Origin of the sequence: Ignavigranum ruoffiae (genome assembly GCF_023195815.2) — a bacterium.
Classification (GTDB): Bacteria; Bacillota; Bacilli; order Lactobacillales; family Aerococcaceae; genus Ignavigranum; species Ignavigranum ruoffiae.
The window spans coordinates 863,369-878,694 of sequence record NZ_CP096206.2 but is presented as its reverse complement, the minus strand read 5'-3'; the positions used below and the strand labels follow the sequence as shown (position 1 = coordinate 878,694).

The window sequence follows — 15,326 nt, the reverse complement described above, 5'->3', positions numbered from 1 at the left end:
TTTAACATTCATAAAAATAAATGTCATTTAATTTCATGAAAACTTGACATGTAAACGTTTTTGTGCTTTTTTATAAGCTTTTGCTCGCAATCTGTAACTGAGGAAATTGGTGTTTAAAGGCATCTATGACCTGCGTACTAACATCAATTTGGAATTTGTCAGTTAATTGATATGTTCGATGTTTTTGATCGACCAAAATAACAGGATGTGGGCCTTTATGAGCTTGAATAAAACTTTTGATTTCTTCGATTAATGCTTGATCTTGATTGACATCATTGATCTTAATAAAGCAGAAAACTTGTTGATCTTGTATTTGTTTGAGATTTGGTAAAGGGACGACTTGGTCTAAGACTAATTGTCTCTCCTGACGTCGATCTAAATCAAGACGGGCTCTAAAATGAATTAACTGCCCCTCTTTCAGTTGATCACCATATTGCTTGTACTTATCAGGAAAGATCACCATGGCATAACTTTGGATGTCATTGCCGACTTGGGCAAAAGCCATTAATTCATTACGTTTGGTACGAATCACTTTCATTTCTTGAATGACCACAATACTTTCAATCAGTTGACCCAAGTCTTTTTGACCGATTTCTGCTACTGTAGTATATTGTGAGTACGCTCGCATCCACTGCTCATATTGGGACAACGGATGGGGATCCAATGTAAATCCTAAGTAAGCCCGTTCATACTCTTGTCGCTCTTGTTTAGAGAACTCCGGATAAGGATCAATCGTGGGTTCCATTTCCTTGAATAAACTTAGATTATTACCGGTAAACTCAATCACCTGAATAAATTTGCTTAAGTTATTATATAGAGTTGCTCGATTATAACCCAACTGATCAAAAGCTCCGGTCAGAATTAAAGGTTCCAGATAATCTACTTTCAAATATTTACTTGAAAGACGACGTAGAAAATCTTCAAAAGACCGATAAGGTCCCAAGTTCGAACGATCGGACAAAATATCAGCGATGAAATCCTGGCGTAAGCCTTTAATATTATTCAAACCAAGTAAGAGTTGCTCCTGGCCAGCGACCGTATCCGTCAAACTTTGATTAATATCGGGCGCTTGGATCCGCCCTAGTCTTAACTTAGCTTCCTGAATATAGGATAAATAATTTGTATCATTGCCTGAACGGAGCAGACACGCATAAAATTCAATCGGATAATGACATTTTAAGTAAGCTAACTGATAGGCCAAGAGCGAATAGACGACGGCATGGGACCGGTTAAACCCATAATTTGCAAACGCTAAAATATAAGAGAAGACTTCTTGAGCTTCTTTTTCAGTAAAGCCTTGGGCTTTAGCCCCCTTTATAAAGTGATTTTCTTCAAGATCCATCAAGTTTTTATCTTTTTTACTCATGGCTCGTCGGAGAATGTCAGCTTCACCTAGACTATAACCAGCCATGACCCGAACCATCTGCATTACCTGTTCTTGATAAACAATAATGCCATAGGTCTTACTTAGGATGGGTTCAAGTTTAGGATGGAGATAAGTTATCGGCGCTTTGCCTTGCTTGCGCGCCACGAAGTGATCAATTTGTTTCATCGGACCAGGTCGGTATAAGGCGATCACCGCTACAATATCTTCAAAGCTTTCGGGATGAACTTTCTGTAAAACTCTTCGAATACCGATAGATTCAAATTGAAACACTCCACTAGTATCTGCATTCTGAAAAATCTTTAAAGTAGAGGGATCCGATAATGTAATCTGATTAATGTCTAAATTATTCTGATAATTGACTTGTACCGTATTCAGGATATCGTCTAATAAGGTCAGGTTTCTCAAACCTAAAAAGTCCATCTTTAATAGGCCAATGGCTTCCACATCGTACATGGTATATTGTGTTTGTAGAATTTGATGCGACTTGGCAAACACAGGCAGAATCGTTTCCAAGGCTTGATCGTGAATCACAATGGCTGCAGCATGTGTCGAAGTATTGCGCGGCAAACCTTCTATCGTTTGAGCAATCTTGAAAATTTGTTGATGATGAGTGGATTCTTCGACAAAATTGCGGAAGCGATGTGATTCTTGATAGGCCCGTGTTAACGTCATGGGCTGATTTTGATCAGAAGGAATTAATTTCGACCAAGTCGTCAGAGTATCTTGATCGTAGTTCAAGACCCGTAAGGTATCACGAATAGATAGCTTAGCTCCAAAAGTTCCGAAGGTAATGACTTGAGCCACACAATCTGCACCATATTTGTCTTGAACATAATGAATGACCCGTTGTCGTTGATTATCAGGAATATCAATATCAATGTCGGGCATCGAATGACGTTCAGGATTTAAAAAACGCTCAAATAACAAATCATATTCAATCGGATCAACTAAAGTGATTTGTAATAAATAAGCCACTAAAGATCCAGCCGAAGATCCCCGACCAGGACCCACGCGTATCTTGACTCGGCGACAATATTCGATAAAGTCTCCCACAATTAAAAAATAATCTGAAAAACCCATACGATCAATCACTTGAAGTTCATATTCCAAACGTTCAACATAATCTATTTTTTGATCCAATCCCTTTTCTTTCAAAGCTTGAAAAGTAAGTTCATTGAGTAATTCAGCAGCCGTCTCATGCTGTGGGTGGGGAAATTTTGGTAGATAATTCTGTTTATCCGGAAGTTGAACGTTAAGTTGATTGATTAATGTTTGAGTATTTTGGATAATCGCTGAATAACCCATCTGTTGGTATAATTGTTCAAGTTCCTCGGCTGAATAGAGATAATGAGGACCTTCATAAGGTAAATCGGCAGAATTTAAGCTAGTGCCCTCATCAATAGCTTGGAGAATCGTCAAACTACTGGCATCCTCAGCTTTTAGACTATGAACCTTTTGACCAATCACAATCTTGAGTCCCGTTGTTTGGGCAAAATCAATGATGTGTTGTGCCTCAATATTATTATAAGGACGGACACTCAAGCTAAGGTACATATTCTGCCCCATAATCTGCTGCCAAGCATTGAAGATCTTTTGACAATAATTTTGGTCTGTTTGAATCAGCGCTTGGATTAATTCACTCTCCTTGCCCAAGTGAATCATGATCAGATCGTTGGAGAATTGTTCAAGCAGCTGATAAATTGAGTTTGAATCAATCGGTTCTTGATTTAGGTGTTTGGATAAAATTATCAAGTCTAAATATCCTTGATAGTTTTTAGCATAAAGTAAGAATGAATATGTGTGCATGGTATCTATCAAACCAGCAAGTGTCACTTTCATACCGATTAAGGGCTTTAAAGAATGGGCTTGAGCTAATTGATAAAACTGATAACAGCCATGCAACACGTTCTCATCAGCAATACCGATGGCTTGGTAGTTTAACTGCTTGGCTTGGTCGACATAATCTTCAATGGTTAAGGTAGAATGTAATAATGAGTATACCGTTTGAACATTTAATAACATGGCCAAGCCCCCCTTGCTCTTTGATAAATTCCTAATAAATTAACATAGCATCGCCAAAACTAAAGAAACGATACTCTTCGGCCACAGCGTGTTGGTAAGCAGATAATATATGTTCACGATCATAAAAAGCAGACACTAACATCATTAACGTCGACTGTGGCAAATGAAAATTTGTGATGAGGTGGTCGACGGCCTTAAATTCATAACCAGGGGTGATAAATATATCAGTCCAGCCTGATGAAGGAACAATCTCCCCTTGATGGTCGCTAGCGATGGTTTCTAAAGTGCGTACTGTGGTGGTACCTACCGCATAAATATCTCCACCCGCTTGCCGAACTTGATTTATCCGTTCCGCTGATTCATGAGATAGCTGATAGAATTCTGAATGCATCTTATGGTCAGCGATGTTATCGACCGATACCGGTCTAAAAGTCCCCAAGCCGACATGAAGGACTAAGGGAATAATCTCTACTCCCATGGCTTTTATCTCTGCTAGCAATTGGTCAGTAAAATGTAGCCCGGCCGTTGGCGCAGCTGCCGATCCATTTTCCTTAGCATAGACCGTCTGGTAACGTTCAGGATCGTTCAACTTCTCTTTAATATAGGGCGGTAAAGGCATCTGACCCAGTTCTTGTAGAATTTCCAAAAAGACGCCCTGATAATCAAATTCAATAATCCGACCACCGTGGTCGAGTTCTTCAACAATCTCAGCTCGTAAAGTCTCTTGATCTCCGAAAACAATTTCGGTACCGACTTTGGCCCGACGCGCTGGTTTAACTAAGGTTTCCCAGCGATTCCCTTCAATATTATGAAGTAACAACACTTCTAAATGTCCGCCGGTATCGGGTTTCGTTCCGAAAATCCGGGCCGGGATCACTCGCGTTTGATTCACCACCAGGGCATCCCCAGCTTTTAAATAGTTTTTAATATCAGGGAAATGACCATCGGTCAGTTGATGGTTCTGCCGGTTCAAGACTAAGAGACGAGATGCCGCACGATTCTTTAAGGGGGTCTGAGCAATCAGTCCTTCAGGTAAATCATAATCAAAATCTTTAGTTGTATACATTTTATCCTTCTTTCATCGGCGGAATAATCCCTAAGTGTTGATAGGCTTTGTCGGTGACCATTCGCCCTCTTTGTGTTCGTTTAATCAAGCCTTGTTGAATTAAATAAGGCTCATACATATCTTCAACGGTTTCAATATCTTCACTAATATTTACTGCAATAGTCGCAATACCTACAGGTCCGCCTTGGTACAAGTCAATCATTGACTTCAAAATCCGGCGGTCTAAGGCATCAAGCCCAGCTCGGTCAATTTCTAAGACTTCTAAAGCTGCTTGGGCAATATTAAGATTAATCTGCCCTTGATTCTTGACCAAAGCAAAATCTCGGACTCGGCGCAGGATACGATTGGCAATTCGCGGAGTTCCCCGACTTCTTAAGGCAATTTCATGCGCCGCTTCTTGATCAATCTCAATTTGGAATATACGGGCACTTCTGCCAACAATTTCTTGTAAATCAAGCAATTGATAATATTCCATATGGACCATAATCCCAAAACGGTCACGTAAAGGATGACTTAATAGACCTGCTCGAGTCGTTGCACCAATTAAAGTAAATGGAGGCAATTCGAAATGAATAGGTTGACTGGTCGGCCCTTGACCGACCACTATATCCACATAATAATCTTCCATGGCTGAATAAAGAACTTCTTCAACAATTTTGGGTAGGCGATGAATTTCATCAATAAATAAAATATCGCCAGCATTCAATTCATTCAAGATGGCAATCAAGTCCCCCGGTCTTTCGATAGCCGGCCCACTGGTCGTTTTGATTTGTACCTCTAATTCGTTGGCAATCACCATGGCCAGAGTCGTCTTACCTAATCCTGGCGGTCCATAAATCAGACAATGGTCTAAAGCTTCTTGACGCATTCGCGCGGCTTGAATATAAACCTGAAGTTCATCTTTAATCTTATCTTGGCCAATATATTCCTTAAGCCGATGAGGACGAATGGATAGAAGTTCAGGTAGCTTCTCTTCTTCGAAGGCTTCATTCGACATTAACCGATCCACTGCACTCTCCCCTCCTATCCATGAACTAATTGACTAAAAGCATAGCTTAAAGCAGCCTGCGTTGTCGCAAAATGTTGTTGATTTAAATCCTTCTCAATCCGTTTAATTTCCCTTTGCGAATAGCCTAGACCAACTAGGGCTTGAATGGCTTCATCGACGACTGCCGTGCTAGTCGATGGTGCTGTTTTAACCGAATCGACTTTGAAATCGGTTAGCTTGCCGCTTAAATCTAAAATCATTTGCTGGGCCGTCTTTTTACCGACTCCAGGAAACTTGGTTAAATATGTCGAATCTCCTTGGTCAATCGCTTGCATTAGACCTTCATGATCGCCAACCGCTAAGATAGATAGAGCGCTTTTAGGACCGATGCCGGAAACCCGATTCAATGTATTAAATAAATCTCTCTCTTCCTGACTATAGAATCCATAGAGTAACTGGGCATCTTCACGAACAATCAATTCAGTATAACAACGGACTTGCTGGTTTAAATCGTCTTGCCAGACAAAAGGATTCGGACAATAAATCCGATAAGCTAGATTCGTAGTTAGGATGACAATATAGGTCGGTTGAATCTGAATTAATTGTCCTTGAATAAATTCGTACATGTTCTCACTCCACATATTTTATGTAATCTTGATAACCCGCATCCGCCATCTCTGCCAAGGGAATAAATTTTAGGGCGGCGGAATTGATACAATAACGTAGTCCACCACGATCTTGTGGTCCATCCGTGAAGACGTGTCCTAGATGAGAGCCCGATTCTTTGCTTCTCACTTCGGTTCGATGCATACCGAAACTGTCATCGCGGTGTTGGCTAATTTCTCTTTGAATGATAGGTTGACTAAAGGAAGGCCAGCCACAGCCCGCATTGTATTTATCCCGACTAGAAAATAACGGAGTCCCGGAAACAATATCGACATAAATCCCTTTCTGATAGAAATCATCATATTCGCCTGAGAATGCCGGCTCAGTTCCGGCTTCTTGAGTGACATGATAAGCTTGGGGGGATAGATTTTTGATCTGTTTTTGATATTTATCTGCTTTCATTTATGATTACACTCCTTCTAAAATTGAGCATCGAGTCGACTCGTGTGACTATCTTGGATTCGTTTGAACCATTTTTCTAGTTGTTGTAATGAAATGTAAATCAGTACCGGCCGGCCGTGAGGACAATGATAAGGGTCATCTAATTCCGCTAAGTCTTGTATTAATTGTACAGCTTCTTGATCCGATAAGTAGTGATTCGCCTTAATCGCTCCGCGACAAGATTTCATAATCAAAGCTGACTCAATCACATCTTTGATGCCTGCTTGCGGATGTTTCTCAATAAATTCGCATAAGTCTAAGACCTGACGGGATAAATCTTCAGCATCCAGCCACAAAGGATAAGATTCTAATTGAAAACTTTGAGGGCCAAAAGCCTGTAGATTTATTCCTAAACTTTCTAATTTTGCTAAAGACTCTAAGATAAATTCTTCTTGAGCCAAACTTACCTGCAGATGAATCGGCATTAAGAGATACTGCTGTTCTAGGGGATAATCTGCTTTCATAAATTGTTCATAACGAATCTTTTCTTGCGCTGCATGTTGATCAATCAAATAGAAACCGCCAGCCGAAGTGGCTAAGAGATATGTTCCATGAATTTGGCCGACATAATGCAAATCATAGAAATTGACAGTCTCTGCTTGAGGTTGCTCTGTTATAGTGGCGCTTGTATCCTCGCTGACAGGTCTTTCTATCGGTCGATGATCATGGGCACTTAATTCTGGGGGGATGATGCGATCATGATCCCTTGATACTTTTGATACCATTGACTTTTCTGCATTATTTCGAGCTTGATAGTTAAAATCTAAGGCTTCTTGGATTAAAGAGTTGTCTTGATAAGTCATCGTCGCTGATTGAGCTGGCAAATCCTCCTGATTAATTTCGGGAACTGGATTTTGAGCTTGGATCGCTCTTTGAACCTCTTGGGTTAATAGACTCGCCAGTTCGTCTTCTAAACTTAGGCGAATTGTTTGCTTGGTAGGATGAACATTCACGTCAACTAAGCGTGGATCAAGTTGGATATGAATGACGGCAATCGGATAGCGACCAATCATTAATTGTCGACCATAAGCGCGAACTAGAACTTCTGACAACATACGCGAACGAACCGGCCGTCCATTGACAATCCAATGTATGTAGGACATGTTGGTCCGCGTTAATTTGGGCGATGACAGATAGCCCTGGATGGAAAAATCCTTATCCGCGGCATGGATTTTAATTAAGTCGCGAGCAATTGCTGGCTTATAGACTGAAGCAATTGCCTGTTGTTGGTCTCCATTGCCAATCGATTGAAATATTTGATGCTGATCACTAATTAGTGTGAATTTTATCTCTGGATAGGCTAAAGCAATTTCCTGAATGAAACTCAAAATATGGCGTAATTCTGTATTTAAACTTTTTAAGTGTTTTAAGCGAGCTGGAGTATTGTAAAACAATGAACGAACCGTCATTGAGGTTCCTTGCCGTGATTTAGCCTGACCTTGGTCCAAAATTTTTGATCCTTCGATTTGAATAAAGGATCCGGTCAACTGATCACTGGTTTTGCTTTCCAGATAGACCTTGGCAACTGAGCCGATACTCGCTAAAGCTTCACCACGGAAACCTAAAGAATGAATGGCAAACAAATCATGGGGATTAAATATCTTACTAGTCGCATGAGGTACAAAGGCGAGTTCCAAATCACTAGCGTCCATCCCCTGGCCATCATCACTCACTTTAATCAAGCTAATTCCAGCTTCTTCAATTTCAATAATGATATGACTAGCCCCAGCATCAATCGAATTCTCAACTAATTCTTTGACAACTGAGGCCGGTCTTTCGACAACTTCACCCGCAGCAATTTGATTGGCCAGACTCTCTGGCATGATTCTAATCTTGGTCAAGCAAGCCCTCCTCTCTGAGTTCGTCTTTTATTTTAACCAAAGTATTTAGAGCCTCAATCGGCGTCATTTCATTGATATTTAAAGTCTTAATCAATTCTTGAATCTGTTTCATACTTTCTCGTTCTGCTTGATAAGGTGCTGAATCGAAAAGATGGGTTTGTTCAATCTGCTCACCCAGGAAGATACTACGAGAGTTAGCTTCCAAGTCGGCTAATTTTGCTTGTGAATAATCAATCAGATCATCTGGCAGGCCAGCTAATTTAGCCACATGAATCCCATAAGATCGATCTGCTGGCCCAGGTAGAATCTTGTGCAAGAAAGTGACCTGACCATTGACCTCACTGGCACCTACATGAATATTTTTTAGGTAAGGAATTTCTTGATCTAAGTCAGTGAGTTCATGATAATGCGTAGAGAAGATGGTCACCGCTTTAACCTTTCGTGCAATATACGCCAGAATCCCTTGAGCCAGTGCCATCCCATCATAGGTTGCCGTACCACGACCTAATTCATCAAACAACAATAGACTGCGCTGGGTCGCCTGCTTGAGGGCAATATTTGTTTCTAACATTTCAACCATAAAAGTACTTTGTCCTTGGGAAATATCGTCAGCTGAGCCAATCCGAGTGAATATGCGGTCGACAAGCGGTAATTTAGCCACCTTGGCTGGAACAAAGGAGCCAATCTGATTCATAATGACAGCATAAGCAACTTGGCGCATGTAAGTGGATTTACCAGACATATTGGGTCCTGTTAGTAAGAGCATCGGCTTTTGTTCATCCACCCATAAATCATTGGCAACAAATTCTGCCTGCCCCACTAAATGTTCGACCACTGGATGGCGGGAATCAATTAACTCATACTGATAAGGATGGTCGCTTATCTCAGCACGGACATAATTTTCTTGTTCAGCTAAACTGGCAAAATTACAATAAACATCTAATTCAGCGATTTGTCGAGCTAGAATCTGCAACTGAGGCACATATTGATTAATTTGAGCTCTTAATTGAGCAAAGAGTTCATATTCCAATTGTTTGGATTTTTCTTGAGCATCTAATATTTTGCTTTCCATTGCCTTAAGTTCATCGGTGATAAAACGTTCTGAATTAGCTAGCGTTTGTTTGCGCTGATAACGTTCATCCTTTAAGGATTGAGCTTGTAAACGTGATAGTTCCAAGTAATAACCAAAAACTTTATTATAACCAACCTTTAAATTCTTAATGCCAGTAATTTCACGTTCGCGCAGTTGCAAGTCGATCAACCAATCTTGACCATGATTAAGTGCTTGACGATATTCATCTAATAACGCATGGTAGCCATCTTTAATAATATTTCCTTCTGTAATCGAAATAGGTGGATCATCAACTAAGGCCTGATCTAGTTCAGCTAAAAGCTCTTCAAATTCTGCCAAAGGCGCTAAAGCAGATGGATTATCAGCAACATTCGCATTGACTTGAGCTAGCAATTGATTAATGGCAGGGATTCGACTCAAAGAAAATCTTAATTGATCTAAATCGCGAGCATTCGCCGAAGCCAGAGATATTTTTGAAATTAATCGTTCCAGATCATAGATATCTCTCAATTTCGGAATTAATTCCATCCGTTCAAAGAAAGCTTGCAGAAGATAAGACACTTTTTGATGACGGTCAATTAAAGCGGTCTTATCATAGAGAGGCTTATCAATCCAAGAATGTAACAAGCGTCCCCCCATAGCGGTCTTAGTTTGATCTAAGAACCATAATAAAGACCCCTTCTTCCGTTGAGTCCGTAATGATTGAGTCAGTTCCAATTGTTTCTTTGCAAAATAATTCATTAATAAAAATTGATTTAAACGATAACGTTCTACTGCTTTAAGGTATTTCAAACTTTGTTTTTGGGTATAGTTTAAATAAGAGAATAATAAAGATAACACCTTGACTTCCCCATCGCTCGGTTGATCAAGTTGCCAAAGTGGTTCTAAGGTTGAATTAATCGGGTATGGTGAGATCGTTTGCTGATAAATCGACTGCAATGGGGTCAAAAGGCTTTCCTTCTGCCTGATATCAACAATCAACTCTGCCGGCCCAATCGATTGAATTTCGCTACTTATTTGTTCCCAACTTTGGGTATGTGTCAGAAAGATATCCCCGGTAGTGACATCACTATAGACGAAATAAAATATGGTTTCATATTCAATCAAGGCAGCTAAGAAATTATGTTCTTTCTGCTTTAGAGAATCGGGTTCCATAATCGTTCCCGGTGTAATGACTTTAACTACATCTCGCTTGACCATACCTTTAGTTAACTTAGGATCTTCAAGTTGTTCACAAATGGCGACTTTATATCCGGCTTCAATCAAGCGTCGAATGTATTGGTCGGCCGAATGGTGTGGTACACCACACATAGGAATTGGCTGGTCGGCTTGCTTATTTCGCGAAGTTAAAGTAATTTCTAAAACTTTAGCCGCTTCTAGGGCATCCTCATTGAACATTTCATAAAAATCGCCCAATCTAAAAAATAATATGGCATCAGCATATTCTTCTTTTAAACGATTATACTGTTCCATCATTGGTGTGGTTTTCTTTGCTTTATCTGTCATCTTGTCACCCTATCATAAATATGTTTCGTCAAATGTTATAAGTAAATCTGTCGCATCTTATTATAACACAGGTTATTCACTTAGACTTAACTCAGTACCATGAAAGGCAGTGATTAAGTGTTATCATAAAAAAGCCAAATCGAATTCTATTATCTTTAGATTCATAGAAAACAAAAAAACCAACCGAAGTTGGTTTTTTATAAAATTATTTTGCGACTTCAACGGCTCTCGTTTCGCGAATAACCGTTACTTTAATATTTCCAGGATATGTCATTTCGGTCTCGATACGTTTTCGAACATTACGGGCCAATTTAGAAGCTTGGGCATCGTTAATTTGATCAGGTTGAACAATCACTCTCACTTCGCGCCCAGCTTGGATCGCATAAGAGTGCGATACCCCATCAAAACTATTAGAAATTTCTTCGAGTTGTTCTAGACGACGAATATAATTTTCTAATGATTCGCTACGTGCACCAGGGCGAGCAGCTGATAAAGCATCAGCAGTTGCTACAATGACAGCAATGGTTGAGCTAGGTTGTACGTCACCATGGTGAGAAGCAATCGAATTAATTACAATCTCTGGTTCATGATAGCGTTTGGCAATCTCTGCCCCAATTTCAACGTGAGTCCCTTCAATCTCATGATCTAAGGCTTTACCTAAGTCATGTAATAAGCCGGCACGTTTAGCTAATTGAACATCTTCACCAAATTCCCCTGCAATAAAGCCGGATAATTTAGCAACTTCAATACTATGTTTTAAGACATTTTGACCATAACTTGTTCGATAAGCTAAGCGACCAATGACTTTAATCAGATCAGGATGGAGTGAGTGAATACCCAGTTCAAAGGTAGCTTCTTCCCCATACTCCCGAATGCGTTCATCAAGTTCTTTGCGAGAACGTTCGACCATTTCTTCAATTCTAGCCGGATGAATCCTGCCATCTTGAATTAATTTCTCCAAGGCCGTCTTGGCAATTTGACGACGAATTGGATCAAATCCACTTAAAACGACGGTTTCAGGCGTATCATCGATAATTAAGTCAATCCCGGTCATTGATTCAAAGGTGCGAATATTGCGTCCTTCCCGACCAATAATTCGACCTTTCATATCATCATTCGGTAATGACACGACACTGACTGAATTATCCGTGACTACATCCGTCGACGTCCGCTGCATCGCTTGGAGTAATAACTGTTTTGCTTTTCGGTTAGATTCGTCTCTGGCCTGATCTTCAGCTTGGCGAACCATGATAGCAATCTCTTGAGATAATTCTTGCTCGGTCTCGGCTAAAATTTGAGATTTAGCTTGATCACGAGACATGGCTGCAACACGTTCTAATTCCGTTTTTTGCTCTTCAAGCAATTTTTCTATCTCAGATTCATGTTCTACCATTTGTTCTTGACGTTGACGATAATCTTGTTCTTTATTCTCGAGATTTAATTCTCTTTGATCGAGCAAGTTACTGCGTTGATCTAGATTATCTTCTTTTTGATTTAACCGACTTTCATTTTTTACTACTTCATTGCGTCGATCTTTTAACTCATTCTCTACTTCATTACGGTACTTTAAGTTTTCTTCCTTCGCTTCAAACAATGCTTCCCTTTTTAAAATCTGGGCCTGTTTAATCGCATCAGATACGATTGCTTCAGCGTTGGCTTTAGCACCATTGACTTGTTTCTCATCTGAAATTTTACGAATGAAATATCCAACAACACATCCGATTATTAAAGCAACGATTACGAAGGCGATTGACTGTAAGTCCATAAGAGTCACCTCCGAATCTATTATGATTTCTATTCATTTTAGTTAATTAAAATAAATAATGTATTGCTACATAATTTTATCATACGTTTTTATCGAGAATTAGTCAATGAAAGAAAATAATATTTGCTCAATTGTTGAATTAAGCACAGATAAATCGATTTCATCAAGCGTTCAAATCTTTAATCAAGGACCAATTCAGTGGATTCTTCTTCTTTCACTGTTTCATCAGCCATATTAAAATGTTGGCGAACCTTGTGCTCTATTTCGCGATAAATCTCTGGATTGTTGAGTAAGAAAGCTTTCGCATTCTCACGTCCCTGACCAATCCGTTCTTCACCATAGGAATACCAAGAACCTGCCTTATTAATCACATCAATCTCAGCTGCCATATCAACGAGTTCGCCTACTTGAGAAATCCCTTCACCATAAATCAGGTCAACCATGGCTTCTTTAAAAGGTGGGGCGACTTTATTTTTGACAATTTTAATCCGCACACGGTTACCATAGGAATTGCCACCTTCCTTTAAGGTTTCTGCTCGTCGAACTTCTAATCGGACTGAAGCATAAAACTTAAGGGCTCTTCCTCCAGGAGTCGTTTCCGGATTACCGAACATGACTCCAATTTTCTCCCGAACCTGATTAATAAAGAAACAAATGGTCTTAGTTTTATTAATCGAACCAGATAATTTACGCAGGGCTTGTGACATTAGACGCGCTTGTAAGCCCATATGAGAGTCGCCCATCTCGCCATCAATTTCAGCGCGTGGAACCAAGGCTGCCACGGAGTCAATGACCACAATATCAATCGCTCCCGAAGAAACTAAGGCATCCGCTATTTCCAATCCTTGTTCCCCCGTATCAGGTTGAGATAAAAGCAGTTCATCGATGTTCACACCTAATCGCTTAGCATATTCAGGATCAAGTGCGTGCTCAGCATCAATAAAGGCTGCTGTGCCTCCCTGTTTTTGGACTTCAGCAATCGCGTGAAGCGCCACGGTGGTCTTCCCTGAAGATTCGGGACCATAACATTCAATGATTCTTCCTCGAGGATATCCACCCACACCCAAAGCAACATCAAGAGCTAAGGAACCCGATGAAACGGTTGAAATCTTGGTATCTGTCTTATCCCCTAACTTCATGATGGCACCTTTACCAAAATTCTTTTCAATATTTTTTAAAGCCATGTCTAAAGCTTTTTTACGATCTTTATCTACCATCAGTGTACCTCCCACTTTCATTTCTATCATATTATAACAAAACATCGACAAAATACAAGAACATTTGTTCTTATTTAAGCACACTGGCCAACAACTTTAAGGCTTCTTCTTTAGCAAGTAGTCTTATTTTATCACGACTTTGGCACCCTAGGTTCAATTCCTTAATCAAGACTTGCTGATCAGGTTGAGCTAAACCAATAAATACTTGACCTACAGGGTGACCATCGAGTGAATCAGGACCTGCCACACCGGTTAAACTCAAGCCGTAATCAGACTGGGACTGTTTTTGACAATTCACAGCCATGGCTTGCGCCACTTCAGCCGAAACCACTGAATAGTGATCAATAAAATCTAAATCAATCCCTAAATATTTGTATTTACTTGAGGTTTGATAAGTTACAAAACCACCGACCAGCACTTCTCCAGCACCAGGAACAGTTGTTAATGAGCTACTGACCAAACCACCCGTTAAACTTTCTGCTAAGCCTAGTGTGGTTCCTTCTTGGGTCATTTTATGAATAATCATTTCTTCTAGAGTTTCATCTTCTTTTAAGAGTTGATCAGCCCCTAAGCGAGTTTCAATTTGATCGGATAAATCCGCTAATAATTTCTCAGCAGTCTGCTGAGAATCTGCTGTAGCAGTTAAGCGAAGTTGAAGCTTATTTGGCTTGGCATAGATTGCGATGGTAGGATTCGTTTGATTTTGAATCAGCTCATCTAGTTTATCTGCAAGATAAGCTTCACCCATCGGTTTAATTTCAATATATTTTGATTGAATGACTGGCTGCTGATTAAATTCGTCTTTTAAATACGTCAACAGGTAGCGATCAACCATTAACTCAAGTTCACGCGGTGGACCGGGTAGAATAATAATATAGCTGAATCGGTCCAAATAAGGAAACTTATAGGCACAGCCCAAAGCCAATCCATTATCATTATTAAATATTTTCGAATGAGCTAAGATTTGTGCTTGTTTTTGATCCAAGGCAGTCATCGACCGACCCCGCTCTTGAAAGTAGGTCTCAATTTCCTTTAAGTGAGCTTGATCAAGCAATAAATCAATCCCCAGCGCCGCAGCCACAGCCTCTTTGGTGATGTCATCTCGGGTTGGACCGAGTCCACCCGCAATAATAATCAATTGCGAACGATCTAAAGCTGTCTTCAGACTGGCTTGAATCCGTTGCGGATTATCGCCGACAGTTTGTTTAAAATAAGTTCCGATGCCCAATGATTCCAACTTCCTGGCAATATAACTCGAATTAGTATCTAGAACAGTGCCCATTAATAATTCTGTCCCCACCGTAATTATTTCAGCTTTCATAACAACCTCCAAATATAGATACAACAAAAATAAA

10 protein-coding genes are annotated in these 15,326 nt (G+C 40.0%); all 10 read right to left on the bottom strand.

Annotated elements, in window-relative coordinates; all coding sequences use genetic code 11:
* Positions 1 to 70: 70 nt before the first annotated feature.
* The 10 genes from M0R79_RS04250 to M0R79_RS04205 all read right to left on the bottom strand — a co-directional run bounded on the left by M0R79_RS04250 (position 71) and on the right by M0R79_RS04205 (position 15,292).
* Positions 71 to 3,409, bottom strand: a complete 3,339-nt coding sequence (locus M0R79_RS04250; protein WP_248416280.1) for a DNA polymerase III subunit alpha — start codon at positions 3,407 to 3,409, stop codon at positions 71 to 73.
* Between the two features lie 31 nt (positions 3,410 to 3,440).
* A complete protein-coding gene (gene queA / locus M0R79_RS04245; RefSeq protein ID WP_248416281.1) occupies positions 3,441 to 4,475 on the bottom strand; it encodes a tRNA preQ1(34) S-adenosylmethionine ribosyltransferase-isomerase QueA in 1,035 nt (344 codons plus the stop codon).
* 1 nt (position 4,476) lies between these two features.
* Complete coding sequence (gene ruvB, locus M0R79_RS04240) at positions 4,477 to 5,472, bottom strand: Holliday junction branch migration DNA helicase RuvB (protein WP_248417192.1); 996 nt, start codon at positions 5,470 to 5,472, stop codon at positions 4,477 to 4,479.
* Positions 5,473 to 5,498: 26 nt separating this feature from the next.
* Positions 5,499 to 6,089 carry a Holliday junction branch migration protein RuvA gene (ruvA, locus tag M0R79_RS04235; RefSeq protein WP_248416283.1) on the bottom strand — a complete coding sequence of 197 codons (591 nt, stop codon included), beginning with the start codon at positions 6,087 to 6,089 and terminating at the stop codon, positions 5,499 to 5,501.
* A gap of 4 nt (positions 6,090 to 6,093) precedes the next feature.
* Positions 6,094 to 6,531, bottom strand: a complete 438-nt coding sequence (msrB, locus tag M0R79_RS04230; protein ID WP_248416285.1) for a peptide-methionine (R)-S-oxide reductase MsrB — start codon at positions 6,529 to 6,531, stop codon at positions 6,094 to 6,096.
* Between the two features lie 17 nt (positions 6,532 to 6,548).
* The gene (gene mutL / locus M0R79_RS04225) at positions 6,549 to 8,411 is read right to left on the bottom strand and encodes a DNA mismatch repair endonuclease MutL (RefSeq protein WP_248416287.1); all 1,863 of its coding nucleotides are present in this window, start codon (positions 8,409 to 8,411) and stop codon (positions 6,549 to 6,551) included.
* Positions 8,398 to 10,989, bottom strand: a complete 2,592-nt coding sequence (gene mutS / locus M0R79_RS04220) for a DNA mismatch repair protein MutS (RefSeq protein ID WP_248416289.1) — start codon at positions 10,987 to 10,989, stop codon at positions 8,398 to 8,400. Before mutS ends, mutL begins: the two co-directional genes overlap by 14 nt.
* A gap of 205 nt (positions 10,990 to 11,194) precedes the next feature.
* Positions 11,195 to 12,754 (bottom strand): ribonuclease Y, encoded by a 1,560-nt coding sequence (rny, locus tag M0R79_RS04215; protein WP_092570035.1) that lies wholly within the window; start codon positions 12,752 to 12,754, stop codon positions 11,195 to 11,197.
* A gap of 179 nt (positions 12,755 to 12,933) precedes the next feature.
* Positions 12,934 to 13,971, bottom strand: coding sequence for a recombinase RecA (gene recA, locus M0R79_RS04210; protein ID WP_092570037.1), 1,038 nt, complete (start codon positions 13,969 to 13,971; stop codon positions 12,934 to 12,936).
* 70 nt (positions 13,972 to 14,041) lie between these two features.
* Positions 14,042 to 15,292, bottom strand: coding sequence for a competence/damage-inducible protein A (locus tag M0R79_RS04205; protein ID WP_248416291.1), 1,251 nt, complete (start codon positions 15,290 to 15,292; stop codon positions 14,042 to 14,044).
* Positions 15,293 to 15,326: the final 34 nt, after the last annotated feature.

Coding starts and splice junctions, on each gene's coding strand:
- M0R79_RS04250 (WP_248416280.1), bottom strand. CDS start 3,409: ATGTTATTAAATGTTCAAACGGTATACTCATTATTACATTCTACCTTA.
- queA (WP_248416281.1), bottom strand. CDS start 4,475: ATGTATACAACTAAAGATTTTGATTATGATTTACCTGAAGGACTGATT.
- ruvB (WP_248417192.1), bottom strand. CDS start 5,472: ATGTCGAATGAAGCCTTCGAAGAAGAGAAGCTACCTGAACTTCTATCC.
- ruvA (WP_248416283.1), bottom strand. CDS start 6,089: ATGTACGAATTTATTCAAGGACAATTAATTCAGATTCAACCGACCTAT.
- msrB (WP_248416285.1), bottom strand. CDS start 6,531: ATGAAAGCAGATAAATATCAAAAACAGATCAAAAATCTATCCCCCCAA.
- mutS (WP_248416289.1), bottom strand. CDS start 10,989: ATGACAGATAAAGCAAAGAAAACCACACCAATGATGGAACAGTATAAT.
- rny (WP_092570035.1), bottom strand. CDS start 12,754: ATGGACTTACAGTCAATCGCCTTCGTAATCGTTGCTTTAATAATCGGA.
- recA (WP_092570037.1), bottom strand. CDS start 13,971: ATGGTAGATAAAGATCGTAAAAAAGCTTTAGACATGGCTTTAAAAAAT.
- M0R79_RS04205 (WP_248416291.1), bottom strand. CDS start 15,292: ATGAAAGCTGAAATAATTACGGTGGGGACAGAATTATTAATGGGCACT.